Origin of the sequence: Arthrobacter sp. E44 (assembly GCF_041877125.1) — a bacterium.
Classification (GTDB): domain Bacteria; phylum Actinomycetota; class Actinomycetes; order Actinomycetales; family Micrococcaceae; genus Arthrobacter.
This window is the reverse complement of the sequence record NZ_JBHDJA010000023.1, coordinates 44,776-69,038: the sequence shown is the minus strand read 5'-3', so window position 1 is coordinate 69,038 and position 24,263 is coordinate 44,776. Positions and strand designations below refer to the sequence as shown.

Below are 24,263 nucleotides of genomic sequence, written 5' to 3'. Positions count from 1 at the left end.
ACCAGGCCCGCACAGACGCTCTGCAGCCTTGGCTAGACTTCTACAACAACCACCGGCCCCACGGCAGCCTCGGAGGCAACCCACCGATCAGCAGGTGCAACCAACCTACTGACTGAGTACATCTAGTCCACCCAGATAGTGGGCTCGCTGGCGTCCGCGCCCAACTCACCAAATTCCCAGGTCTGGGTGGTCGCGTTGGCCGAGTACGGCAGGACGGCTGCGAAGAGGGAACCGTCCCGGTGCTCAGCCGCCACGTGGATGGCGTCCGAATCCTCCTCCACCAGGAGGATGTCGCAGACCACGGCCGCGGCCCGGAAGTCGTCCCTGTTCTGGCGCAGGAGTGCCTGCAGGTCGTTGATCATGGCGTCGGCGTCGAAGTCCCCGTCCATGCCTTCCGCGGCATCTGCCGGGGAGACGGCAACCAGCCGCACCTCGCCGTCGTTCTGGACCGTCAGTGCGAAGGGCAGGAAGCCGCCATTGCGCTGAAGCTGCTCCTGGGCCGCGCTGACGCCCGTGCCCAGGAGATTCTCCAAGTCAGTTGCCGTGGCTTCGGAGACGGAATCGCGCCAGCTGTCCTGCCCGCCGTTGCCGTCCGCTGCCTGCCCCGTGTAGTCGGTCATCCGGTCCTAGGCCCGTACCAGGGACAGGACGCGGTCGCGGATGCGTTCCATGGTGGCCCGGTCCGTGGCCTCGGCGTTGAGCCGCAGGAACGGCTCGGTGTTGGACGGGCGCAGGTTGAACCAGTAGCTGCCGTCGTTGGCGGTGAACGTGCTGCCGTCCAGGTTGTCGATGGTCAGGTCCTGGTCGGCGAAGGCCTGGCGTACCCGCTCCACCGCTGCCGGCTTGTCCTCCACCTCGGAGTTGATCTCGCCGGAGCTGACGTAGGGCTCGTATTCCCGTGCCAGCTCGGACAGCGGGCCGTCCTGCTCGCCAAGGGCAGCCAGGACGTGCATGGCGGCCAGCATGCCGGTGTCCGCGTTCCAGAAGTCGCGGAAGTAGAAGTGCGCCGAGTGCTCGCCGCCGAACACCGCGCCTTCCTTGGCCATGACCGCCTTGATGAAGGAGTGGCCCACGCGCGTGCGGACCGCGCGTCCGCCGTCGTGCTCCACAAGCTCCGCCACGGCGCGCGAGGTGAGCAGGTTGTGGATGATGGTGGGGTTTTCCTCGCCCCGGGCCTTTGCCCGGGCGATTTCGCGGCGGGCCACCATGCCGGTAATGGCCGACGGCGACACGGGCTCGCCCTTTTCATCGATGACGAAGCAGCGGTCGGCGTCGCCGTCGAACGCCAGGCCGATGTCCGCGCCGTGTTCAATGACGGCGGCCTGCAGGTCCCGGAGGTTTTCCGGCTCCAGCGGGTTGGCCGGGTGGTTGGGGAAGGAACCGTCCAGTTCGAAGTAGAGCGGGACGACGTCGAACGGCAGCTTGGGCAGCAACGCATCCCCCAGGACGGCAGGCGTGGTCAACCCGGCCATGCCGTTGCCGGCGTCCACCACCACCTTCAGGGGGCGGGATGCGGAGAGGTCAACGAGCTTGCGGAGGTACTCGGAGTAGTCCTTGAGCACGTCCCGGACGCTGATGAGGCCCTTGGTGCCGGCGGCGGGAATGGAGCCGGAGTTCAGGTACTGCTCCGCGAGGGCCTGGATGTCCTTGAGGCCCGTTTCGGAGGAGATGGGCACGGCGCCTGCCTTGGCCATCTTGATGCCGTTGTACTCGGCAGGGTTGTGACTGGCGGTGAAGGTTGCGCCGGCGCGGTTGAGGAAACCGCAGGCGAAGTACAGCTCGTCGGTGGAGATCAGGTCCAGCAATTCCACGTTGGCACCCCGCGTTGCCGCTCCGTTCGCGAAGGCCTTGGTGAACTCGGGGGATGAGGGGCGCATGTCGCCGCCCACCACGATGGTCTGGCCCTCAAGCTGCAGGACATCCACGAACGCGGCCCCCACGGCTTCGACGATTTCGGCGGTGATCGACTCGCCTACGATCCCGCGGACGTCGTAGGCCTTGAAGGAGGCCGAGAGATCAAATGTCGTTGTCTGTTCGCTAGTCACGGGCTTTATCTTACGTGGGCGACGCACCCCGCCAAGGGGCTTCCCGTAACGGGCGCGGCTTTCCGTCGCACTTGTAGCGGTTTCCACATAAGAGCGCAGGCATGCGCAGCTGTCGGAGGGTGCTGGGATACTGAATCAATGGCCAATAACCAGTACGCTTCCCCAGTTTCCGCTGACGCAGTTGCAGATACGGCAGGTCCGGACGCGCCGGGGACCGCCACACATGCCGAGGCGCTTGAGGTGCTTCGCGGGCTGGTAGGCAACCCGGGCGCTGTCTTCCACGACGGCCAGTTTGAAGCCATTGAGGCATTGGTCGACGGCGGGCGGCGGGCTTTGGTGGTCCAGCGCACCGGCTGGGGCAAGTCGGCCGTGTACTTCGTGGCATCCCTCCTGCTGCGGCGCCGGGGAGCCGGGCCCACCCTGATCGTTTCGCCCCTCCTTGCCCTGATGCGGGACCAGGTGGCGGCCGCCGCCCGCGCCGGGGTTCGCGCCGTCGCCATCAACTCCGCCAACCAGTTGGAGTGGGACACCGTCCGCGGGCAACTGGCCGCCGATGAGGTTGATGTCCTCCTGGTCTCCCCGGAACGGCTCACCAACCCCGCATTCCGGGAGACCCAACTGCCTGAACTCCTCCGACGCACCGGGCTGCTGGTCATCGACGAAGCCCACTGCATTTCCGACTGGGGCCACGACTTCCGCCCCGATTACCGCCGCATCGCGGACCTCATCACCCGGCTGCCGGATTCGGTGCCCGTCCTGGCCACCACAGCCACGGCCAACTCCCGGGTGGTGCACGATATTGAAGAACAGCTCGGCGTGGGGGTCCTGACTATCCGCGGGTCCCTGGGCCGTGATTCACTGCGGCTGGGAGTCCTGTCGCTTCCCGATTCCAAAGCTCGGCTGGGCTGGCTGCTGACCCACCTGGCGGATCTCCCCGGCAGCGGCATCATTTACACGCTGACAGTTTCCGCGGCGGAGGACACCGCCCGGCTGCTGTCCGAAGCGGGACACAATGTGCTCGCCTATACCGGGCGGACCGATCCGGCAGACCGGGAGCGGGCAGAGCAGCTGCTGAAGGACAACGAGGTCAAGGCGCTGGTGGCCACGTCCGCGCTTGGCATGGGCTTCGACAAGCCCGATCTTGGCTTCGTCGTCCACCTCGGAGCGCCGTCGTCACCGGTGGCCTATTACCAGCAGGTGGGCCGCGCCGGCCGTGGCGCTGCCAACGCCGATGTCCTGCTGCTGCCGGGCTCCGAGGACCGTGAGATCTGGCAATACTTCGCCACCGCCTCCATGCCCTCCGAGGAAAAGGCTGCGGCCGTGCTGACGGCACTGGCCGAGGCCGGTGCAGCCCTGTCAACGGTGGCCCTGGAAGCACGCGTCGACCTGCGCCGCACGCCGCTGGAGCTGCTGCTGAAAGTGCTGTCAGTGGACGGCGCGGTGGAACGGGTCGGCGGAGGCTGGCGGTCTACCGGCCAACCGTGGGTTTACGACGCGGAGCGGTACAGCCGCATTGCCGAGGCCCGCGTGGACGAGCAGGACTCCATGGTGATCTACCAGGACACCGCAGGCTGCCGGATGGAATACATCACTTCGGTCCTCGACGACGAAACAGCCCGTCCCTGCGGCCGCTGCGACAACTGTGCGGGCCGCTGGTTCCCTGCAGACGTTGCCGCGGACGCCACCGCGGCTGCCGGCCAGACGCTGAGCAGGGCAGGAGGCGTCCTGGAGCCGCGGCTTCAGTGGCCCAGCGGCATGGACCGTTTGGGAGTGCCGCTGAAAGGCAAACTCAAATCGGGCGAAGGCTTGTCGGAGGGGCGCGTCCTGTCCCGGCTGACCGACCTGGGGTGGGGCGGTGCCCTGCGGGAGCTGTTCGCCGCCGGCGCGGAGGACCGCCCGGTGGACCCCTCGATGCTCCAGGCATGTGTGCAGGTCCTGCGCGAATGGGGAACCGGCGACAGCCGGAACCCGGGCTGGAGTGGGGCGGGCAGGCCTGCCGCCATTGTTGGTATGCCGTCCCGGAGCAAGCGGCAGCTGGTGGGCTCACTGGCCCGCGGAATTTCCGACATTGGACGCATTCCCTACCTTGGCGAGCTGCAGCTGGCGCACGGTGGCCCCACCGGCGGCCGAGGCGGCAACAGCGCCTACCGGTTGGCAGGGGTTTGGGACCGGCTGGTGGTGGGCCCGGACCTTGAGGCTGCCCTGCAGTCGGTGCAGGGGCAGAGCGTGATGCTGATCGATGACCTCGCCGACAGCCGCTGGACCCTTACCGTCGCGGGGCGCGCCCTTCGGCAGGCCGGGGCGGGAGCGGTACTTCCCCTGGTTCTGGCGCAGGCGGGCTGACCGCAGGCTGGGTGGTGCCAGCTTGGGCAGGCGTGGACATGGTGGCTGTGCATGAGGTGCCAGGCTGCGTGTCCCCGTCCGCGGTGGTATCCGGCCTGGTGGACTGGTCCTGCCCGTGACCGCGCTGGCTCACTGCCGCCCCCGCATGACGCGGGAGCAGCAGGCTGTCCGCAGTGCTGGCGAGCATCAGGACCGCCATCGCCAGGAACGCACCGCGGAAGGGCCCGGCCGGATCCTGCGGTACCAGCACCGGGCCGTTGAAGGTCCGGATGAGCAGGGCTGCCAGGGCGATGCCTGAACCCGTGCCCAATTGCACGATCGTGGCCGAAACCGTATTGGCGGACGTGAGTTGCGCCGGCGGAATGTCCGCGTACTGCACCGACGCATATGCGGAAAAGCCGATGGAACGGAAGGCGCCGCTGCACACCAGCAGCACGAACATCAACGCTTCCGGGGTCTCCGGCGTCAGGAAGGCACAGGCGGCGAAGGTGATGGCTGATGCCACGGAAGCGAACACCAGCATTGCCTTGAACCCGAACTTCCGGATCAGGGGGGTGGTGGCCGGTTTGATCCCGATGTTGCCCACAAATACTGCCGCCACCATGGCACCGGCCTGCAGCGGTGACCAGCCGAAGCCCGTCTGGAACATGAGGGGCAGCAGGAACGGAACCGAACTGATGGTGACCCGGTACATGAACCCGCCGGTGGCCATGGCCCGGAACGTCCGGGCATGGAAGACCTGGAGATTGAACAGGGGGTGGGGAGCCCGGCGCATCCAGAGCACGGCGGCGGTGAGTGCCACGGCTCCAGCCAGCGCGCTGATTCCGGCCCAGGGCAGCTCCGGATGGCTGCTGGCCAGCTCCAGCCCGGCCACCAGTGCGCCCACCCCGACGGTGGTCAGCGCCATGCCGGTCCAGTCCAGCCGTCGGCCGGGGTCTCCCGGCGTCACCGGAACCAGGCGCAGGGCCGCCGCAAACGCTGCTGCGCCGAGGGGGATGTTCACCAGGAAGATCCAGTGCCACGACAGGTAGGTGGTGAGCGCGCCGCCCACGAGCGGTGCAAGGACCGGTGCGAGGAGCCCGGGCCACACCAGGAATGCGGTGGCCCGCAGCAGCTCGGACTTCGGTGTGCCGCGCAGGACCACCAGGGTTCCCACCGGGACCATCATGGCCCCGCCGGCCCCCTGGGCGATGCGGCTCAGGGTCAGCGTGGCCAGGTCCTGGCTGAGGGCGCAGGCCAGCGAAGCGAGGGTGAACACGGCGATGGCAGCACAGAAGATCCGCCTGGCACCGAACCTTTCAGCCAGCCAGCCGCTGATGGGAATTCCAACGGCCACCGTCAGGAGGTAGGCCGTCATGGTGATGTTGACGTCGGCAGCGGGAATGGCGAAGTCAGCCGCGATGCTGGGAATAGCGGTAGTGAGGACCGTGCCGTCCAGGAATTCCATGAAGAAGGTCGCTGCCACCAGGAGTGCCAGGCGAGGGTTCCATCCTGAACTGGTGTCGTCCGGCTGGTGTGGTTTGCTGGGTGCCGCCATGGGCTAATCCTGCCACTGCGGCGACACCTTGCGCCCTGCACGTCCGTGTTGTGGACAGCGCATTCCGAAAGCGCAGGCAACGCAAAAGGCCCCGGTCCGAGGACCGGGGCCAAACGCGGAGACGGGGGGATTTGAACCCCCGGTCGAGTTTAACCCCGACCCTTCATTAGCAGTGAAGTCCATTCGGCCGCTCTGGCACGTCTCCAATTGCTATTGCTAGCCCACCAAGGATACGCAGATCCGGCCATGCAGCGCAAAACGGTTTCCTTCCCTACCCAAACCAATCGCTGAAGTCCCGCCGCCCCCTACAGGAAACGCTGTGCCGGGCGGACCATGCGGATCTCGGGCAGGTTCTCCCAGTCAGCCAGGACGTCCTCGGCGCCGTCGGGTTCAAAGCCGAAACGCCGGTAGAAGCCGATGGCCCGCTTGTTGCCGGCGGCCACCCACAAGCTCGCCGCGCTGGTGCTGATGGCAGCCTCCAGCAAACGGCCGCCCAGCCCAAGGCCCTGGTGCGAGGCCAGCAGGTAGAGGCCCCACAGTTCCAGGTCCCCGGACGACGGCGGCGGGTGCCCTTCGGGCGAACCGGGCGCTGGCAGCCGGCGGGCGCCGGAGAACCCAACCACTGTCCCGCCGTCGCACGCTACCCATGCCTCGGCAGGCTCCGGGCGGTCCAGCAAGTGTCGCCACAGCCGCAGTCGCCCCGCCGGATCCACTGAAGCAAGGAAGGCATCGGACAGCATTCCCCGGTAGGTCTCCTGCCAGCAGCGGACGTGCACCTGGGCAAGCCGCTTAACGTCGCCGGGGCCGGCCCGGCGGACCGTCAGGGCAGGATTCAAAGCGTTCAGCCTGCCAGCGCCTTCCACAGGAAATGCTGGCTGCGCGCCTGCAGCGCAGCGGCCTGCCGGTTGTCCGATGCGCCCGCGTGGCCACCTTCCAAAGCCTCGTGGAACCAGACATTGGGGATGCCCATGGCCAACATCCGGGCCGCCATCTTGCGTGCCTGCACAGGGCCCACCCGGTCGTCGGAGGTCGCCGTCCAGATGAAGGTTTCCGGATATTCCACGGCGTCCCTGAGCAGGTGGTAGGGCGAGAACGTCCTGATGTACTCCCACTGTTCGGGAACGTCCGGATCCCCGTACTCGGCAATCCACGAATGCCCGGCGGAGAGCCTGGTGTAGCGCCGCATGTCCAGCAGGGGCACTCCGCAGGAGACGGCCCTGAACAGTTCCGGGTAGCGGGTGAGCATGTTCCCCACCAGGAGGCCGCCGTTGGAGCCGCCCACGCAGCCCAGCCGCCGGGGCGAGGTGACGCCGCGCGAGATAAGGTCGCGTGCCACGGCTGCGAAATCCTCATAGGCCCGGTGCCGGTTCTCCTTCAGGGCGGCCCGGTGCCATGCCGGCCCGTACTCGCCGCCCCCTCGGATGTTCGCCACTACGTAGACGCCGCCGCGCGAGTGCGGAGCCTTCCCGCCGCTTTCGTCCGAAAGCGCGGTCCGCCGCTCCAGCCAGGCCCGGCCCACGGTGCCGCTGTAAGCAGGTGTCCGTGAAACCTCAAACCCGCCATAGCCGGACAGTTGTGTGGGGTTTTGCCCGTCCAAAGCCAGCCCCCGCGGAGCCACCTGGAAATACGGGACCCGGGTGCCGTCGTCGGACACTGCAAAGTGCTGCTCCACCTCGTAGTCACCGTCAGCAAAGAACGACGGCGAGGTCTTGACTGTCGCGTGCCGGCTCACCACGCCGGACGTCCCGTCGTGTTCCTTTTCCAGCGTGCCGCGCATCAGCGTCGTGGGGGTGGTGAAGCCGGTGGCGATGAGCCAAAAGTCGTCACCGGCCCCACCCTCGGCCGGTGCCTCGTCCTCGTCGTCCACGGCGTAGGCGTTGACGTCGTGCAGCGGCGGGCAGGCATCCAGGGGAGTGGCAGCCCAGCCGCCGTCCGCGGAGCCGGCGGGCCGCGACGGGTCCAGCACCCGGATCTCGGAGGAGACGTCCTTGAGCAGGTTGAGCAGCAGGAAGTTCCGGGTCCAGCTCCAGGACTGCAGCGAGGTGTGGGCGTCCGGGGTGAAGAGGACGGTGAGCTGCCGAATGCCGCCCAGGTAGTCCTCGAAATTGGCGGCCAGCAGGGATCCGGACGGATAGGTGGTGCCATCCAGCACCCAGTCCTGCTGCGGGCGGAAAAGCAGCCATTCCCGGTGCGCGCTCACGTTGACGTCGGTGGGGACGTCAATGGGCGTCCAGGATTCGTCGCGCAGCACAAAGTTGGTGCGGTTGAAGAAGTCGATGTAGTCCACGGCGAAGGTCCGCTCAAAGCCGGGCGTGGAATCGTGCGCAGCCACGGCCATCATGTGGTCTTCCGGCACCTCGAAAATGCGCGGTGCCGTGGCCAGGGATTCGCCCCGTTTGAGGGACACCGCCGTCCGGGCGTAGGAGGAGGCGGTCTTGGGCAGGCCATCTGCGGTAGAGGCCACCAGCAGCATGTCGTTATCCAGCCACGAAACGTTGCCCTTGGCTGTGGGGAGGTCGAACCCGCCCTGGGCGGGATCCACAAAGCCGCGTGCTTCGACGTCGAACTCGCGGTAGCGGTTGGCGTCGCCGCCGTCGGGGGAGAGGGCCAGCAGCGCCAGCCGGTAGGGCTCGCCGGCCGCGGGGCGCAGGAAGGTGGCGCCGTGGAACACCCACTCCACGCCCTCGGTGCGGGACAGCTCGTCCACATCCAGCAGGACGTCCCATTCCGGCGAACCGGTGCAGTAGCTGTCCCAGGTGGTGCGCCGCCAGAGGCCCTTGGGATTCCGGTTGTCCTTCCAGAAGTTGTAGTACCAGTCGCCGCGCTTGCCCACCATGGCGATCCGGTCCGTTGAGTCCAGGACTTCCAGGATGCCGGCTTCCAGTTCGGCGTAGCCGCCGTCCTCCAGCAGGTCCTCGGTACGGGAGTTCTGTTCCTTGACCCAGGCCAGCTGCTCCTCGCCGTAGATATCCTCCAGCCATACGTTTTCGTCGACGGGTTCGGGTGCGGTTTCCCGGGCTGCGGTGCCGGAAGTGTCCCGGCCGGGACCGGGAACGGACGCTTGATCAGCTGCTGTGGTGGTCATGCGCCCCATCCAAACAACATCACCCATGGCTGGCAAGTCACACGGTGGGCGCCGGCCCCGTCTTCAGCCCGTACGCTGGATCCGTGGAATTCTCGCAGAGCAACCGGGCCGTCATCATCGGCGGCGGCCCCCGTGGCACCAGCGTGCTGGAGCGGCTGCTCGCCCACGCGGCGGCGGCCGGCGGGCCGGTCCGGCTGCACGTCGACGTGGTGGACCCCTATCCGGCAGGTCCCGGGCATGTCTGGCAGCCGGGCCAGTCCCGGCTGTTCCTCATGAACACCCAGTCTTTCTATCCCACCCTGATTCCCCAGGATGCGTCGCTGCCGGCGCCGGTTGCCGGAACCACCTTCGACCAGTGGCGGGCCCAGCAGCAGCGCGACCCGCTGCCGGACCTTACGGCCGACGAACTTGCGGAACTGGCGGTGCTGGAGTCCACCGACTTTCCCAGCCGTGCCCTCTACGGACGGTACCTCCGCAGCACCCTGGCGGAATTGCTGGACAAGGCGCCCGACGGCGTCACGGTCGAATTCCACGAAACGTCCGCACAGTCGGTGCGTCCCGTCGGGGACGGAAGGTACGACGTCGGCCTGGCCACCGGAGCGATCATCCGCGCCAACGCCGTGGTGCTGGCGCTGGGGCACATTCCGTCCCGCCTGAACCCGGAACAACGCGAACTGCAGGCATCAGCCGTGCAGCTGGGGTTGCAGTACTTCCCGCCGGCCGCGCCCGCGGATGTGGACTGGGACCTGATCCCCGCCGGCGAGCCCGTCCTGGTCCGTGGCATGGGGCTGAGTTTCTTCGACACCATGGGCCAGCTCACCGAAGGCCGCGGCGGGAAGTTCGTTCCCACCGGCAGCGGCCTGGAGTACGAACCGTCCGGCCAGGAACCGCTGATCATCGCTGCGTCCCGGCGGGGCACGCCGTACCGGGCAAAGGCGGCCCTGCCCGGCTATTACGCCCCGTCCATCACCCTGCGCTACCTCACCGAGGCTGCCATCGAGCGGTTGGCGAAGGCCGGAATCCGACCGTCCTTTGACCACGACCTGTGGCCGCTGCTGCACCGTGACGCCCTGTGGGCCTACTACTCAACGCTGGTGCGCTCGCAGCCCGGGGCGGTGCCCGATGCGCCGGCGTTCCTGGCCGCGCTGGAGGAAGCCCTGCAGCCGCACGCGCACAGTGCCGCCAACTGGGAAGACGGCGTGGAGAGCGTCCTGGCCATCCACGTTGGCCCACGGCACCGGCTGGACCTGCCCGGGCTTGCGGCTCCGCTGTCGGGCCGCTCGTTCGCATCCCGCGGGGAGCACGACGGGGCAGTGGTGGAGTTCCTGCTCGACGATGCGCGCCGCTCGGCGCTGGGTGAGGACGACCCCGTCAAAATGGCCATCGCGGCGCTGCACCACGGGCGGGCGGTCCTCAAGACAGCAGTGGCCGACGGCGGCATCACCGATGAGTCCTGGGTCGCCGGGCTGCGTGGCTGGTTCGAGTCCTTTGTGGAGGGCTTGGCCAGCGGCCCGCCGGCGCTGCGGGCCGAACAGCTCGCCGCACTGGCACGGGCCGGGGTGGTCAGCTTTGTTGGCCCCGACCCGAAGTTTGGCATCGACCGGAAAGCGGCGATGTTCACCGCGGCTTCGCCGTGGGTTGCCGGTCCACCCGCCGCCGCGCGGACCATGGTGGAAGCACTGGCCCCCGGCAACCGGGTCTCGGCCAACGACTCCCCGGTACTGGAACAGCTGCTGTCGGATGGGCTGGTGCGCCCCAAGCTCATGATGACCCCGGAGGGCGCCCCCATCGAGTCCACCGGGCTGGACGTGGAGCCCCACCCGTACCGACCCGTGGCCGCCAATGGATCCGTGACGGAGAACCTGTATGTGCTGGGACTGCAGTTGTCCTCCGCCCAGTGGGGCACAGCCATCGCCGCCGAGGCCCTCCAGGCGGGCGGCCCGGCGTACCGCAGCGGCCAGCGCACCCTCCGCGACGCGGACGAGATCGCGAACGCCATCCTCAACAGGGCTTAAACGGCGATGCGCCATCACTTTTGGCCGCTAAACGGGCGGAATAGGGACCAAAGTGATGGCGCATCTGCGGTCTTAGCCGCGCAGGCAGGCCCTGTACGCGGCCATGGCCTGTCCGTAGTTGGCCTGGCCCCTGACATCAGCCGGACGGGTGGGCTTGACCGGCGGGACGCAGACCGGCTGTGCCGGGGTGTCCGCGCCCACCAGGACTGCGACCTTAACCTCGGTGCCGGATTCGACGGCGGTGAGCACCAAGGTTGCCGCGCCTTCCGCTGCGCCGGCCGGGACCGCCAGGTTCACCGATGCCGCGCCGGAGGCCACCGGAACAGTCCCCAGCTGCGTCACCGTGCCGGCGGCGTCCGTGAAGGACGCCTGCAGGGCAGTGTTGACCGGGCTGCCCAGGGAGGTCAGGTCCAGCTTGGACACCGCCAGGGTGATGGGTTCGCCGGGCTTGACCTCGGCAGCCGTAGTGTTGGTGACTGCCACGGAGCGGCGGGCGAAGTCGGGGGACACGGGGCTGCTCTTCTGCAGGTACCCGATCCACGCGTCCCGGTCCACCAGTCCCGAATCCCGGGTATTGGCGCCTTCGGTGAAGACCCGGAAGTTGTCCCCGCCGGCCGCCAGGAAGCTGAACGTGCCTACCCGGTAGGACTTCGCCGGGTCCAGCAGTTCGCCGTTCACCCGCACCGCGGTGATCCGGTCGCCTGCTGCACGGGCGGCGTCGTAGGTGTAGTTCACGTTGTTTGAAAGGCCCAGCTGCAGGTAGGCGCGGCTGGGGACCGTGCCGTCAGCATTGGTTTGCCACTGCTGCTCCAGGAGCGTCTTGAACTGCGCGCCGGTCAGGGACGTGGTCCACAGGTTGTTCACGAACGGGAGCACTGCGTTGGCCTCGGCGTAGGTGATGGTGCCGTCGGGCGCGTAGTACAGCTCGTTGCGCAGCCCGCCGGGATTGACGACGCCGATTTCCGCACCGCCGAGGTCGGAAGACTTCAGCGAATCAAGCAGGGAGTCGGCCACCAGGTTGCCCAGGGTGGACTCGCTGCCCCGGTCATCACGTTTGGCGGTGCCGGTGGCATCGGTGGTGAAGGCGGTGGTGATGTCCTTGGTGACCGAGCCGATGGGCTGGTTGCCCACCACGGCGGCGTCCGCCAAAGCCTTCTTGACGATCGCGTCGACGGCGGCCGCCCGTGGGTAGGTGGCGACCAGATCGGCAGCCGGATCGGTGCTGCGCTTGACGTTCCCGGCCTTGTAACTGGTCACCTGCCTGGTGGCGGTGTCCACGGTCAGCTGGATCTGGCCTACGTTCTCGCCGTAGTTGCCGGTCTGCACAATGGGCCGGGTCTCGCCCGCCCTGCCGGGGACAGGTGCGTCCCAGGCATATTCCTTGTGGGTGTGGCCGGTGAAGATCGCGTCAACCTCAGGGGATGTTTCGGTGACCAGCTTGGCAAAAGGCCCACCGGCTGCCACTTCCTGCTCCAGAGTGGCGCCTTCCACCACACCGGAGCCGGCGCCGTCGTGATCCTCAACGACGATCACGTCGGCAAGCTTGTCAGCCGTGATCTTCGCGGCTGCCCGGTTGATGGCCTCGACGGGGTCGCCGAAGTCGAGGTCCGCGATCCCGGCCGGCGTCACCAGGGACGGAACTTCCTGGGTGACGGTGCCGATCACGGCCACCTTGATCCCGTTCATGTCCAGCACGGTGTACTCGGGCAGGACCGGTTCGGTGGTGCCTTTGCGGTAGACGTTGGCGCCCAGGTAGGGGAACTTGGCGTTGGTGCCGCCCGCAATGACGCGGTCGCGCAGGTTCGCCCACCCGCCGTCGAACTCGTGGTTGCCCACGGCCGAAGCCTTCAGCTCCAGGGCGTTCAGCACGTCGATGGTGGGCTGGTCCTTGGCAACCGCCGAGGCGAACAGGGAGGCGCCGATGTTGTCACCTGCCGACAGGAATGCCGTGGCACCGGGGGCGGCCGCGGCACGGAGCTTCTCGATGGTGCCGGCCACCTGGACGGTGTTGGTGTCGATCCGGCCATGGAAATCGTTGATGTTCAGGAAGTTCAGGTCAACGCTGGCAGGTGTGGACGGAAGGTTCAGGCCCACCAGCACGGGGTCGTGGTCGCTGGCGCGGAACTGGTCCGGGGCGTAGTAGTTGGTGACGTTGTTGTTGTAGCGGCTGTATTCCAGGGCCACGGATTCAACGGAGTTGATGTTCCAGATGTCCGCGCCGGACACCACCGAATTGGCGGCGGGGGAAGCCAGGATGTGGTCCAGCGAACCCACCAGGCCGCCGAACAGGTAGGAGTGCTTGGCCGAGCCGTCGGCGTTGCGTGCCTTGTCATCCTGGTTGGCGTATCCGGCCCCCGTCAGGACGTTGATGGGGTCTTCCTTGCCGTACGAGTTGAAGTCACCGATCAGGAAGACCTTGTCCGTGCCCTTGGCTGCCTGCAGGGAGTTGGCGAAGTCCAGCAGGGACTTGGCCTGGGCCGTGCGGGCGAGGTTGGAGGCGCCCTGGCCCTTGTCCGTGTCGTCCGGCGTTGCTGCCGAGCCCTTGGACTTGAAGTGGTTGGCGATGGCGATGAACTCGCTGCCGGCGCCGCCGCCGATGGGCTTGAATACCTGCGCCAGTGGTTTGCGGGCGTTGGCGAAGGCAACGGTGTCGTTGTGGATGATCGATTCGCCGACAGGCTCCGCCGCGGCCTTTTTGTAGATGAATGCGGTGCGGATCATGTCCTCGTCCGCCAGCGGGGGTGCGTTCGCGGGCGAGCGGACGTAGTCCCAGATCCCGGGGGTTGGGATGTTGAGCGCCTCCACGAGCTTGGCCAGGGCGTCGTCCCGGTCCTTGCCGAACTGCGCGGAGTTCTCCACCTCCATGAGGGTGACCACGTCGGCGCCGGACTTGCTGATGGCGGCAACAATCTTGTCCTGCTGGCGCTTGAAGTTCTCGGCGTTGGCGGCGCCGCGGGCGTCACAGCCGCCGCGGACGGTGATTGGGTTGCCGGCCCGGTCCTCGTAGAACGTGCACCCGGTCAGCGTGTCGCCCGTGGTGGGGAAGTAGTTCAGCACGTTGAAGGAGGCGAGCTTCAGGTTGCCGCCCACCGCTGCGGGAGCCTCGGTGCGGGTGCCGCCGAAGCGGGCCGGCTGGACCGTGTCCTTGTTGGCCTCGGTGAGGTGGGTGAGTGGCTGCAGCTTCCAGGAGTTGTTGGCGTAGCCGAGCACCACGTTGGTGGTGAAGGCGGCAGGCGAGCCCACCCGCACGGGGTCCGTGGTGGCCAGGTACGGCAGGATCTCGGCCTTGGTGGTGGCGTCCTTGAGGAAGTTGGTGCTGGCGCCGTCGTCGAGCTTGATGCTGCGTGCTGCGTTCTCCGCGACGAGGGCGGTGTACTCGGCCGAGCCATAGGGCGCCACGGCTGTGGGCTGCTCGAGCGGGGTGGTCCCGCCGGCCAGGCCGATCTCGCCGTACTGGTTCAGGCTGTAGTTGTCGCTCACTGTCATGGGGCCCTGGGGCGCCAGGAGCATGCCTTCCAACGATTCGCGGAAGGTTTCCGTGGCGGGGAGGGTGAAGGCGGTGGCCTTGACCTCGGGTGCGGCGTCGGTGAGCTTCGTCAGGCCAGCGGCCGCCGTGACGTTGAGCTGGGTCATTCCGAAGTACTCGGCCACGGTGCCGGTCACCTGGACGTAGTCGCCTGCCCGTACCGAACCCACCGTGGCGGGGGAGTAGACAAAGATGCCGTCGGATGCGGCATGGTTGGTGGCCGTGAGGTCGCCGCCGGTGCCCGGGGTCTGGATGTAGTAACCGTTGAGCCCGCCGGTGGGGAAGGCCGCCGTGACCTTGCCCTTGGTGGTGATGGTGGCGCCGGTCAGGGGGCTTTCTGTACCAGTGCCCTGGATCTCGGCGATGGTCCTGGCAACCGGGTCAGGGGCCGGCGTCGGATCCGGAGCGGGAGCTGCGCCGCCGGAGGACGTCGGCGTGATGGCGGCGCTGAGGGTGAAGTCCGCGGCGCTGCTGTTGCTGTCCGCGCCGGCGGTCCTGTTGAGGCTCCTCACATCGGTGTTTGAGGTGGGCGCCGCGGCTGCCTGGGTCTCAAAGGTGTTCGAGGTTCCGTAGCCCAGGAGATCGGCTACGCCTGCGGTCTCCACCACGGAACCGGTGGGAAGTCCGACGGCGGTGGGCTGCTTGGCGAGCACGATGGTGCCCGAGGCGCCGGAAAAGTTAAGGGCGCCGGCCACGAGGTCGGGCTTGGGCAGGTCGGCGCCGTTGGTACCGTTGCTGCCGCCCTGCACCAGGTAGTGGCCCCCGGCCGGGATGGATCCTGATAGCGCGGCCACTCCACTCGGTGCCGCGGTGCCGCCACCGGAGCGGTACTGGACCGACCAGCCGTCAAGCGAAACGGGAGCGTCGGAGGTGTTGTAAAGCTCTACGAATTTGTTCTTGTAGGCGGCGCCGATGCTGCCGCCGCTCAGGTAGGCCTCGTTGATCACAACGGGGGAGGTGCCGGCCGCGGTTGAGACCTCCGCGGCTGCCGGGACGGTTGCCAGTGGGGCTGAAATAAGCCCCGCCGACAACGCTGTGCCCAGCGTCAACTTCCATGTTTTTTGATGCATCCGCTCTTACTTTCATTGAGGTGTCCCGGGTGGATGGCCCGGCGGGGTGCGTCCAGGTTGTACCCGGGCGTGGCGCCCGGATCCTGCTCCTGGTCAAGTGGGTGTCCGGCTCAGGACAACAGCACTGAATGAACGCAAGGTGGCTGGAGCGTGCATTCGGCGGGACGTTCCCCAGCGGAACGCCCCGCCTCCGGGACGGGCTTCCCCAACCCGTACCGAAGGTGCTGTTGCGGGAGTGATGATGCGGGCACACGCGCAGGTGTGCCGCTAATCACACACGATACCCGCGGGTAGCTTTCCGGCCGGGCTTTGGCAGGGGGTTAGTCCAAAGAATTTACGTGCCGGCAATACGGCATGGTCGGCAGGCGGGGCTCCGTGGCGGCGGGGGGAATGGCGTTAAAGCAAAAAACCCCTGGCCGCCGTCACCGGCTGCCAGGGGTTCCCTTGCGGAAGGTAAGAGATTCGAACTCTTGGTACGGGGTTACCGCACACTGGTTTTCAAGACCAGCTCCTTCGGCCGCTCGGACAACCTTCCTCAGCTAGTAGTGTTTCATAGGCACTTGCCTGCAACAAAACAGGCCGGGGAAGGTGTCCGGTGCACACTGGTTGCAGCCGGATTTTGAGTCAGGAACGGGAGAGGTCCATGAAAGCCATCTACATTTCGGAGCCGGGCGGCCCGGAGGTGCTGGAAGTCCGGGACGTGGATGCCCCGGTGCCCGGCCAGGGTGAGGTGCTGATTGATGTGGTGGCTGCCGGCCTCAACCGGGCCGATGTGCAGCAGCGCCGGGGGTTCTACCCGCCGCCGCCCGGCGCCTCCGAGGTCCCCGGGCTGGAGGTTTCCGGCAGGATTGCCGGTTTCGGCCCCGGCGTCAGCAAGCCTTTCTCGCTGGGGGACAAGGTGGTGGCCCTGCTGGCCGGGGGTGGCTACGCCCAGCAGGTGGCAGTCCCTGCAGAGCAGGTGTTGCGTGTGCCTGAGGGGGTGGACCTGGTCACCGCGGCAGCCCTTCCTGAAGTGGCTGCCACGGTCTACTCCAACCTGATCATGACGGCGCAGCTGCAGCCGGGCGAAACGGTCCTCATCCACGGCGCCACCGGCGGGATCGGCACCATGGCCATCCAGCTGGCCAAGGCGTTCGGTGCCAAGGTGGCCACGACGGCGGGCACCGAGGAAAAGGTCAGCACTGCCAAGGCATTCCTCGGCGCGGACATTGCCATCAATTACAAAGAGGAAGATTTCCCGGAGAGCCTCCGACGCCAAAACGACGGCAAGGGCGCGGACGTCATCCTGGATGTGGTGGGGGCCAAATACCTCCAGCAGAATGTGGAGGCCCTGGCTGACTACGGCCGCCTGGTGGTGATCGGGCTGCAGGGCGGGGCCAAGGGCGAGCTGGACCTGGGGCTGCTGCTGAAGAAGCGGGCTGCCGTGGTGGCTACCGCACTGCGGCCCAGGCCGGTGGCGGAAAAGGGCGCCATCATGACCGCTGTCCGCGATGCCGTGTGGCCGCTGGTGGCCGACGGCAGGATCCGCCCGCTGGTTGCCAAGACCTTCCCGATGGACCAGGTTGCGGCGGCCCACCGCTATTTCGACAGCGGCGACCATGTGGGCAAGGTCCTGCTGGTTATGTAAAAAACCCCAGATGCATACCCGGTATTGCGCAAAGGGTATGCACGCGTTAGGCTGACCATACGCGGTATGCACGGGTCTTGGGGGCCCGTGCATGCCGACAGTGACTAGCCCGGGGGAGCAAAATGTCCATTCGCTACAGCCTCCTCGCCCTGCTGCAGGACCAGCCGCGTTACGGCTACCAGTTGCGGGTCGAGTTCGAGAACCGCACCGGAGCCACGTGGCCCCTGAACATTGGGCAGGTGTACACCACCCTGGACCGGCTGGAACGCGACGCCCTGGTGGCCAAGGAAGGCGACGACGGCGAAGGGCACGTGGTGTACAGCATCACCCCCGCCGGAAAAGCAGAGGTACGCAACTGGTTCGCGGCCCCGGTGGAGCGGAACAACCCGCCGCGCAATGAGCTGGCCATCAAGCTCGCGCTCGCCGTCACCCTGCCCGGTGTGGATGTGCAGGCCATCATCCAGGCCCAGCGGGTGGCCTCCATCCGGGCCCTGCAGGACTACACCAAGGCGCGTCGTGACACGGCGGCCAACCAGCGGGCTGCCGACACCGCCTGGCTGCTGGTCCTGGATTCGCTGATCTTCCAGACCGAGGCGGAGGTCCGCTGGCTGGACCTCTGCGAGGCCAGGATGGTCCAGCAGGCCCAGGCCCAGGCCGCCTCCGCCGGTGCCCCGCGAAAGACGTCCAACGGGGCCACGGAAGACGCCCCGCTCAACGCGGACAGCCGCCGGTGAGCGTCCGCGGGCCGCAGCAGGTCCTTGAACTCGCCAAGGTCGGCAGGACCTTTGGGGAAGGTGCGACGGCGGTCGCCGCACTCCGCGACGTTGACCTCACCATCTGCGCGGGGGAGTTCGTCGCGGTCATGGGCCCGTCGGGCTCCGGCAAGTCCTCCCTGCTGGCCCTTGCCGGCGGACTGGACCGGCCGACGTCGGGCGCTGTCTACGTCGAGTCCACGCCCTTGGCCGGGCTGGGCCTGAATGACCTCGCCCGCCTGCGCCGCCGGGCCGTTGGCTACGTTTTCCAGGACTTCAACCTGGTCCCTACGCTTACCGCCGCGGAAAACGTGGCGCTGCCGCTGGAGCTGGATGGAACTTCCGCCAGGAAGGCGCACCGGCAGGCCGCGGATGCGCTCCGGCAGGTGGGAATCCCGGAACTCGCCGACCGCTTCATGGACCAGATGTCCGGAGGCCAGCAGCAGCGCGTGGCCATCGCCCGCGCCATCGTGGGCAAGCGACGGCTGATCCTGGCCGATGAACCCACCGGCGCGCTCGACTCCACGACGGGCCAGGGGGTCATGGAGGTGCTGCGGTCCCGCGCCGACGCCGGTGCCGCCGTCATGCTCGTCACCCATGAGCCCAGGCACGCTGCCTGGGCGGACCGGGTGGTCTTCCTTAGGGACGGGCGCATCATTGACCAGGCGGCCGCCATGCATGATCCCACGATGCTGCTGACGCAGGCCGGACTCTGATGCCGATGGACCTGGCTCCGGTGCCGCGCTGGCGCCGGAGCAGCCACCGGCTTGCCCTCAGGCTGGCCCGCCGCGACATCGCACGCCACAAGGGGCGGTCCCTCCTCATCATCCTGCTGATCATGCTGCCCGTGGCAGGGCTGACCGGCGCCGCCACGCTCTACCAGAGTTCCCAGCGCACACCCGGGGAGACCGTCCGGTACGAGCTGGGCAACACCCAGGCGCGGTTCAGTGTGTTGCCGGTTCCCAGCGGGGACTCCCTGCAGGACCCGTCCAATGACGCCGTGGTCGCCTCCAGCACGGGCCGGTTCGACCCGGACTTCCAGCGGACGGACCCCCTCGACGTTATCCCGGCCGGCTATGAGGTCCTGCGGCAACGGATGCTGCCGCTCACCACCGCTGTGGGCGACGCGCTGGTTTCTCTGCAGGGCAGGGAAGTGGACCCGCTCAACCCGGCATTCGCCGGCAAGTTCACGCTCCTGGATGGGCGGGCGCCCCAGACCGCCACGGAGGTCCTGGCCTCGCCCGGGCTGCTGGCGCGCTTCCACCTCAGCCTGGGCATGGAATTTACGACGTCGGCAGGAACCTTTGTTCCCGTAGGAACCATTCGGGACGCGGGGGCAGCGGACAGCAACAGCTTCCTGTACCTGCAGTCCAGCCAGGTGCCTCCCGGTGTCCAGCAAGGGCCGTTGAACCGCCAGTCCGTGTCCTACTACGTGGTGGGACCGGAGCCGGTGACGTGGCAGCAGGTCAGGGAAGCGAACAGCAAAGGGGTGGGCGTGCTTTCCCGGAGCGTGGTGCTGAATCCGCCGCCCCTTGAGCAGCGCAGGGTGCCCGGTTCACCGCCGCGGGATGACTCATCGGCCGCGGTTGCCGTCTACGCCACGTTCGGCCTTGTCGGGGCGCTCGCGCTCCTGGAGGTGGGTCTGCTGGCCGGTGCCGCCTTCGCTGTCGGAGCCAAAGGCCAGGTGCGCGAGCTGGCGCTGCTGGCGTCTGCCGGGGCGGAAAGTGCCACCATCGGGACTGTGGTCACGGCGGGCGGACTGTGGCTTGGCAGCCTTGCCGTTGCGGTTGGCGCCGCGCTGGGGCTGGGAGCCGCTGCAGCCGTCGTCCAGGTGGTTCGCTCCACCGGTTCTGTCCGGCTCGCCGGCCTGCACCCGGACTTCCTGCTGACCGCCGTCGCCATGGCCATGGGCCTGGCGGCCTGCGTCCTGGCTGCGCTGGTCCCCGCCCGCCAGGTGTCCCGGCAGGCGGTAGTGGGCGCGTTGAAATCCGGGCGGACGCCGGCACCAAAAAGTACGCGCACCACCGTGGCCGGCGGCGTGGCACTGGCACTTGCCGCGGGCCTGCTGGCAGCCGGCTGGCTTCTGGGTAGTTCCACAGGGGACCCGGACCGGCAGGCGGAGCAATTGCCGTTGGTGGTCACGATGCTGATTGCGGGTGCGGTTTTCGCGGTTACCGGCCTGGTGCTGGTGACAGGCTGGCTGATCCTGCGCCTGACGTCCCGGACCCAATGGCTGTCCCTCTCCCTCCGGATGGCCGCGCGGGACTCGGCGAGGAACCGCGGCCGGAGCGTGCCCGCCGTCGCCGCGGTGCTGGCAGCCGCCACCCTCGCAAGCGCCGCCCTGGTGCTTTCAGCCAGCCAGCAGGCGGGACTGCGGGCAGGGCATTATTGGAGCGGGCTGGAAAACCAGGCGTATGTGCCCCTGGCAGTGGACCCGCCGCCGGCGGCCGACGGCAGCAGGCAGCCACCCCGGCAGGTGGATGCATCCGCACTCTCCTCCGCGCTGGCGGAGGCCCTGGGCACTGTCGAATCGACCCGGCTCGTCACGGCTCCTGAAGGCCTGCGCAGCTGTCCGGAAGGTCCCGCCGACCCAGCGCTCCCGGCACGCACGGATACCTCAAATTGCCTGGTCTTCTCACTGGCCAGACCGCAGGCCAACTAGTGCCCCAAGACACCGCAGGGAAGGCTCGTAGACCCGGGGGACTGGCGGTGCCGCGGGTCCATGGTCAATGAACAGCCGTCCGACCGGGCCATCCTGGTGGGCGGCGCAGAGGACATCCGCGCGGCGCTGGGCCGGGACGCATCCCCGGAGGCGATCACGGTGCTGAGGGCAGGGGGGATGGTGGTGACCAACCCTGTTTTCGTCACTGAAGGAAAGGCGGTGCTCCAAGCGCGGGATGTGCGGACCCACCAGCCCGCACCCTCAGGGCCAGGCACTGTCCCTTCGGTGGTCAGGAGCAGCGCCCTGGACGCGGTGGTGCTCGAACCGCGCGTCGCGGTCCCTTACTACGGCGTTGTCTCGCCCGAAACGGCCGCGCGCCTTGACCTGCGCCCTGCACCAACCGGACTGCTGGTGCAGCTGGCCAAGTATCCGTCGGAGGCTGAGGCGGATGCAGCCTCCGCTGCAGCCGCTGCTGTCTATGGTCAGCCCGGCATGCCCTTCCAGGCGGAACCGGGCATCACGCAGGGCGGACAGTGGATGACCTGGTCCATCGTGGCCGCTGCGGCTCTCATCACGTTCAGCGCAGCGGGCATTACCACCGGCCTGTCCCTGGCCGACGCCCGCACGGACCATGCCACCCTTGCCGGGGTCGGCGCGTCACCCCGGCTGCGCAGGGCCTTGGCGGGTTCCCAGGCCCTGTTCACCAGTGGCGTCGGCGCCCTGCTGGGGGCGCTGGCCGGGGCAGTGCCGGCTCTCCTGCTGGTCCTGTCCACGGACATGCGGACCGCAGTGGAGGTCCCCTGGCTGCACCTGCTCGCCCTCGTGGTTGCCGTTCCGTTGGCGGGTGCATCGCTCGCATGGGCCTGCACGCGCTCCGGCCTGCCGTTGTCCCGGCGCGGCCTGGCCTAGCAGGAAGACCCCCCTCGTTCGTCGCCCGGTCAGTGCCGTTCACCGCATGGCCAGGCGCCGCGCTGCCGTCGGCCGCTTTATGACTGGCCCGCATTGGTAGGGTGCCCATGGCAGAAGTGTGAAAACTCTCAAGGAGGAGACATGGCCGGAGTGCCTGACCAACGGAAAAACGGATCCCGGGCGGAGGGCGGACTGGTTACGGACCCGGATCTTCCCCCGCCCGCCGTGGACGAGGCCCGGCTTGAGGCCGAGGACCGGAAATGGACCCCGGCCAAGATCGCACTCTGGGCCGCCATTGCCCTGCTGGGCGGCGTCGCCTGGTTCATGCTGGCGATCGTCCGTGGTGAAACCGTCAACGCCATCTGGTTCGTCTTCGCCTCCGTGTGCACCTACCTGATCGGCTACCGCTTCTACTCCAAGGTGATCGAGCGGTACATCACCAAGCCGGACGACCGCCGCGCCACCCCGGCCGAGTACAAGGCCGACGGCAAGGACTACGTCCGCACGGACCGCAACGTGCTGTTCGGCCACCACTTCGCCGCCATCGCCGGTGCCGGCCCGCTGGTGGGCCCGGTCATCGCGGCCCAGATGGGTTATCTTCCCGGCACGATCTGGATCATCGTCGGCGTGGTCTTTGCCGGCGCGGTCCAGGACTACCTGGTCATGTTCTTCTCCATGCGCCGCGGCGGCCGGTCCCTGGGCCAGATGGCCCGCGAGGAACTCGGGGTCATCGGTGGCACGGCAGCCCTGATCGCCACCTTGCTCATCATGGTGATCATCGTGGCCATCCTGGCGCTCGTCGTCGTCAATGCCCTGGGTGAGAGCCCGTGGGGTGTGTTCTCCGTGGGCATGACCATCCCCATCGCCCTCTTCATGGGCGTCTACCTGCGGTACCTGCGCCCCGGCAAGGTCATGGAAGTCTCGATCATCGGCTTCGTCCTGCTCATGGCCGCCATCATCGGCGGCGGCCTGGTGGCCCAGACCGAGTGGGGCGCCGCCGTGTTCCACCTGGACAAGGTGACCATCGCGTGGGGCCTGATCATCTACGGATTCATCGCAGCCATCCTGCCGGTGTGGCTGCTGCTCGCCCCGCGCGACTACCTTTCCACCTTCATGAAGATCGGCGTGATCGTCATGCTGGCTCTGGCCATCATCGTGGTCCGGCCCGAGGTCACCGTTCCCGCCTTCAGCGAGTTCGCCGGCCGGGAGAACGGCCCGGTGTTCTCCGGCGCCCTGTTCCCCTTCCTGTTCGTCACCATTGCGTGCGGCGCGCTGTCAGGGTTCCACGCCCTGATCTCCTCCGGCACCACCCCCAAACTGGTGGAAAAGGAACGGCAGACCCGGTACATCGGCTACGGCGGCATGCTCATGGAATCCTTCGTGGCCATCATGGCCCTGGTGGCCGCCATCTCGATCGACCGCGGCCTGTACTTCGCCATGAACGCTCCCGCTGCCCTGACCGGCGGAACCGTTGAAACTGCAGCCACCTGGGTCAACAGCCTGGGCCTGGCCGGGGTGAACATCAGCCCGGACCTGTTGTCTGAGACGGCCAGGAACGTGGGCGAGCAGAGCATCGTGTCCCGGACCGGCGGCGCCCCCACCCTGGCCGTGGGCCTGGCGCACATCATGCACCAGTTCGTCGGCGGCACTGCCCTGATGGGCTTCTGGTACCACTTCGCCATCATGTTCGAGGCGCTCTTCATCCTCACCGCTGTGGACGCCGGCACCCGCGTTGCCCGGTTCATGCTGCAGGACTCGATCGGCAACTTCGTCCCGAAGTTCAAGGAAGCCTCCTGGCGGCCGGGCGCCTGGCTCTGCACCGCCATCATGGTCGCTGCCTGGGGTGCCGTGCTGCTGATGGGGGTCACCGATCCGCTGGGCGGCATCAACACCCTGTTCCCGCTGTTCGGCATCGCCAACCAGCTGCTGGCCGCCATTGCCCTGGCCGTGTGCCTGGCCATCGTCGCCAAGCGCGGTACCTTCAAGTACCTGTGGATCGTGGCCCTGCCGCTGGCCTTCGCCGCGGTGGTGACCATCACGGCCAGCTACCAGAAGATCTTCTCGCCCGTCCCGGCCGTGGGGTACTTCGCCAACAACGCAGCCTTTAGCAAGGCGCTGGCAGACGGCAAGACCGAGTTCGGCACCGCCAAGTCCGTGGCCGCCATGGAGGCCGTTGTCCGCAACACCGCTATCCAGGGCTGGCTGTCCGTGATCTTCGTGGTGCTCAGCATCATCGTGATTGCGACGGCGGTACTGGCCACGGTCAAGGCGTTCCGTGACAGGGCGGCCGGGACAGCCACCAAGGACAACGAGGACCCGTTCGTTCCGTCGCGCGTCTTCGCCCCCGCGGGGCTGCTGCCGACGACCGCCGAACGTGAGCTGGCCGCCGAGTGGGAGAAAGTACCCGCCGACGCCCGCCTGGAACGGGCCGGGCACTGATGAGCAGCGGCATCGCCCTGGTGGCCAGCGGATTCCGCGGCTTCGCCCGCTACCTGGGCGGCGTCATGGGCGCCGACGCCTACGCCAAGTACCTGGAACACCACAGGGCGGCCGGGCACCATGAGGCACCCCTGAGTGAGCGGGAGTTCTGGCGGGACCGGACCGACCGCCAGGACAGCAACCCGCAGGGCCGGTGCTGCTGATTGTGCCCGCAGCGGACAAGCCCGCCAGGAAGCTTCCTGGCGGGCCCCGG

16 protein-coding genes and 2 tRNA genes are annotated in these 24,263 nt (G+C 67.9%); 10 read left to right on the top strand and 8 right to left on the bottom strand.

The features are described from left to right. The first annotated feature begins 20 nt into the window (after positions 1-20). Positions 21-116, top strand: coding sequence for a hypothetical protein (locus ACETK3_RS17795; RefSeq protein ID WP_373993271.1), 96 nt, complete (start codon positions 21-23; stop codon positions 114-116). A gap of 6 nt (positions 117-122) precedes the next feature. On the opposite strand, the gene ACETK3_RS17790 is transcribed toward ACETK3_RS17795, so the two are convergent. Further along, positions 123-620, bottom strand: coding sequence for a hypothetical protein (locus ACETK3_RS17790; protein ID WP_236801062.1), 498 nt, complete (start codon positions 618-620; stop codon positions 123-125). 6 nt (positions 621-626) lie between these two features. Next, positions 627-2,045 carry a phosphomannomutase/phosphoglucomutase gene (locus ACETK3_RS17785; RefSeq protein ID WP_237429833.1) on the bottom strand — a complete coding sequence of 473 codons (1,419 nt, stop codon included), beginning with the start codon at positions 2,043-2,045 and terminating at the stop codon, positions 627-629. A gap of 138 nt (positions 2,046-2,183) precedes the next feature. Here ACETK3_RS17785 and ACETK3_RS17780 point away from each other — a divergent pair, with 138 nt between their 5' ends. Further along, positions 2,184-4,388 (top strand): RecQ family ATP-dependent DNA helicase, encoded by a 2,205-nt coding sequence (locus ACETK3_RS17780; protein ID WP_237429834.1) that lies wholly within the window; start codon positions 2,184-2,186, stop codon positions 4,386-4,388. Here ACETK3_RS17780 and ACETK3_RS17775 read toward each other — a convergent pair. From ACETK3_RS17775 to ACETK3_RS17760, 4 genes are all read right to left on the bottom strand, one after another. Further along, the gene (locus ACETK3_RS17775) at positions 4,312-5,925 is read right to left on the bottom strand and encodes an MFS transporter (protein ID WP_237429835.1); all 1,614 of its coding nucleotides are present in this window, start codon (positions 5,923-5,925) and stop codon (positions 4,312-4,314) included. The two genes, ACETK3_RS17780 and ACETK3_RS17775, sit on opposite strands and share 77 nt — an antisense overlap. A gap of 116 nt (positions 5,926-6,041) precedes the next feature. After that, a tRNA-Ser gene (locus ACETK3_RS17770) sits at positions 6,042-6,130 on the bottom strand. Between the two features lie 100 nt (positions 6,131-6,230). Further along, a complete protein-coding gene (locus ACETK3_RS17765; protein ID WP_237429836.1) occupies positions 6,231-6,761 on the bottom strand; it encodes a GNAT family N-acetyltransferase in 531 nt (176 codons plus the stop codon). Between the two features lie 5 nt (positions 6,762-6,766). After that, positions 6,767-9,010: a prolyl oligopeptidase family protein gene (locus tag ACETK3_RS17760; RefSeq protein WP_236801067.1), complete on the bottom strand. Its 2,244-nt coding sequence runs from the start codon at positions 9,008-9,010 to the stop codon at positions 6,767-6,769. A gap of 83 nt (positions 9,011-9,093) precedes the next feature. Here ACETK3_RS17760 and ACETK3_RS17755 point away from each other — a divergent pair, with 83 nt between their 5' ends. After that, positions 9,094-11,025, top strand: a complete 1,932-nt coding sequence (locus tag ACETK3_RS17755) for an FAD/NAD(P)-binding domain-containing protein (protein WP_237429837.1) — start codon at positions 9,094-9,096, stop codon at positions 11,023-11,025. 72 nt (positions 11,026-11,097) lie between these two features. Here ACETK3_RS17755 and ACETK3_RS17750 read toward each other — a convergent pair whose 3' ends face one another. Together ACETK3_RS17750 and ACETK3_RS17745 are read right to left on the bottom strand one after the other, a co-directional pair. Then, positions 11,098-15,621 (bottom strand): ExeM/NucH family extracellular endonuclease, encoded by a 4,524-nt coding sequence (locus tag ACETK3_RS17750; RefSeq protein WP_373993268.1) that lies wholly within the window; start codon positions 15,619-15,621, stop codon positions 11,098-11,100. A gap of 447 nt (positions 15,622-16,068) precedes the next feature. After that, positions 16,069-16,156: transfer RNA gene (locus tag ACETK3_RS17745), tRNA-Ser, on the bottom strand. A 108-nt stretch (positions 16,157-16,264) separates the two neighbouring features. Between ACETK3_RS17745 and ACETK3_RS17740 the strand changes: the two genes are divergently transcribed. From ACETK3_RS17740 to ACETK3_RS17710, 7 genes are all read left to right on the top strand, one after another. Beyond that, a complete protein-coding gene (locus tag ACETK3_RS17740) occupies positions 16,265-17,248 on the top strand; it encodes an NAD(P)H-quinone oxidoreductase (RefSeq protein WP_236801072.1) in 984 nt (327 codons plus the stop codon). 122 nt (positions 17,249-17,370) lie between these two features. Continuing rightward, the gene (locus ACETK3_RS17735) at positions 17,371-17,982 is read left to right on the top strand and encodes a PadR family transcriptional regulator (RefSeq protein ID WP_373993267.1); all 612 of its coding nucleotides are present in this window, start codon (positions 17,371-17,373) and stop codon (positions 17,980-17,982) included. Then, complete coding sequence (locus ACETK3_RS17730) at positions 17,979-18,716, top strand: ABC transporter ATP-binding protein (RefSeq protein ID WP_236801076.1); 738 nt, start codon at positions 17,979-17,981, stop codon at positions 18,714-18,716. The genes ACETK3_RS17735 and ACETK3_RS17730 overlap by 4 nt, the downstream gene beginning before the upstream one ends. Then, a complete protein-coding gene (locus ACETK3_RS17725) occupies positions 18,716-20,662 on the top strand; it encodes a hypothetical protein (RefSeq protein WP_237429841.1) in 1,947 nt (648 codons plus the stop codon). Before ACETK3_RS17730 ends, ACETK3_RS17725 begins: the two co-directional genes overlap by 1 nt. 60 nt (positions 20,663-20,722) lie before the next feature. Further along, positions 20,723-21,571, top strand: coding sequence for an FtsX-like permease family protein (locus ACETK3_RS17720; protein ID WP_237429842.1), 849 nt, complete (start codon positions 20,723-20,725; stop codon positions 21,569-21,571). 141 nt (positions 21,572-21,712) lie between these two features. Next, complete coding sequence (locus ACETK3_RS17715; RefSeq protein ID WP_236801079.1) at positions 21,713-24,010, top strand: carbon starvation CstA family protein; 2,298 nt, start codon at positions 21,713-21,715, stop codon at positions 24,008-24,010. Next, on the top strand, positions 24,010-24,213 hold the full coding sequence (locus ACETK3_RS17710) for a YbdD/YjiX family protein (protein WP_236801080.1): 204 nt from the start codon (positions 24,010-24,012) through the stop codon (positions 24,211-24,213). The genes ACETK3_RS17715 and ACETK3_RS17710 overlap by 1 nt, the downstream gene beginning before the upstream one ends. Positions 24,214-24,263 lie beyond the last annotated feature (50 nt).

What these genes read in the sequence shown, in the direction of transcription:
- ACETK3_RS17790 (WP_236801062.1), bottom strand. Translation starts at nt 620, where the DNA reads ATGACCGACTACACGGGGCAGGCAGCGGACGGCAACGGCGGGCAGGAC.
- ACETK3_RS17780 (WP_237429834.1), top strand. Translation starts at nt 2,184, where the DNA reads ATGGCCAATAACCAGTACGCTTCCCCAGTTTCCGCTGACGCAGTTGCA.
- ACETK3_RS17775 (WP_237429835.1), bottom strand. Translation starts at nt 5,925, where the DNA reads ATGGCGGCACCCAGCAAACCACACCAGCCGGACGACACCAGTTCAGGA.
- ACETK3_RS17760 (WP_236801067.1), bottom strand. Translation starts at nt 9,010, where the DNA reads ATGACCACCACAGCAGCTGATCAAGCGTCCGTTCCCGGTCCCGGCCGG.
- ACETK3_RS17750 (WP_373993268.1), bottom strand. Translation starts at nt 15,621, where the DNA reads ATGCATCAAAAAACATGGAAGTTGACGCTGGGCACAGCGTTGTCGGCG.
- ACETK3_RS17740 (WP_236801072.1), top strand. Translation starts at nt 16,265, where the DNA reads ATGAAAGCCATCTACATTTCGGAGCCGGGCGGCCCGGAGGTGCTGGAA.
- ACETK3_RS17735 (WP_373993267.1), top strand. Translation starts at nt 17,371, where the DNA reads ATGTCCATTCGCTACAGCCTCCTCGCCCTGCTGCAGGACCAGCCGCGT.
- ACETK3_RS17725 (WP_237429841.1), top strand. Translation starts at nt 18,716, where the DNA reads ATGCCGATGGACCTGGCTCCGGTGCCGCGCTGGCGCCGGAGCAGCCAC.
- ACETK3_RS17720 (WP_237429842.1), top strand. Translation starts at nt 20,723, where the DNA reads ATGGTCAATGAACAGCCGTCCGACCGGGCCATCCTGGTGGGCGGCGCA.
- ACETK3_RS17715 (WP_236801079.1), top strand. Translation starts at nt 21,713, where the DNA reads ATGGCCGGAGTGCCTGACCAACGGAAAAACGGATCCCGGGCGGAGGGC.
- ACETK3_RS17710 (WP_236801080.1), top strand. Translation starts at nt 24,010, where the DNA reads ATGAGCAGCGGCATCGCCCTGGTGGCCAGCGGATTCCGCGGCTTCGCC.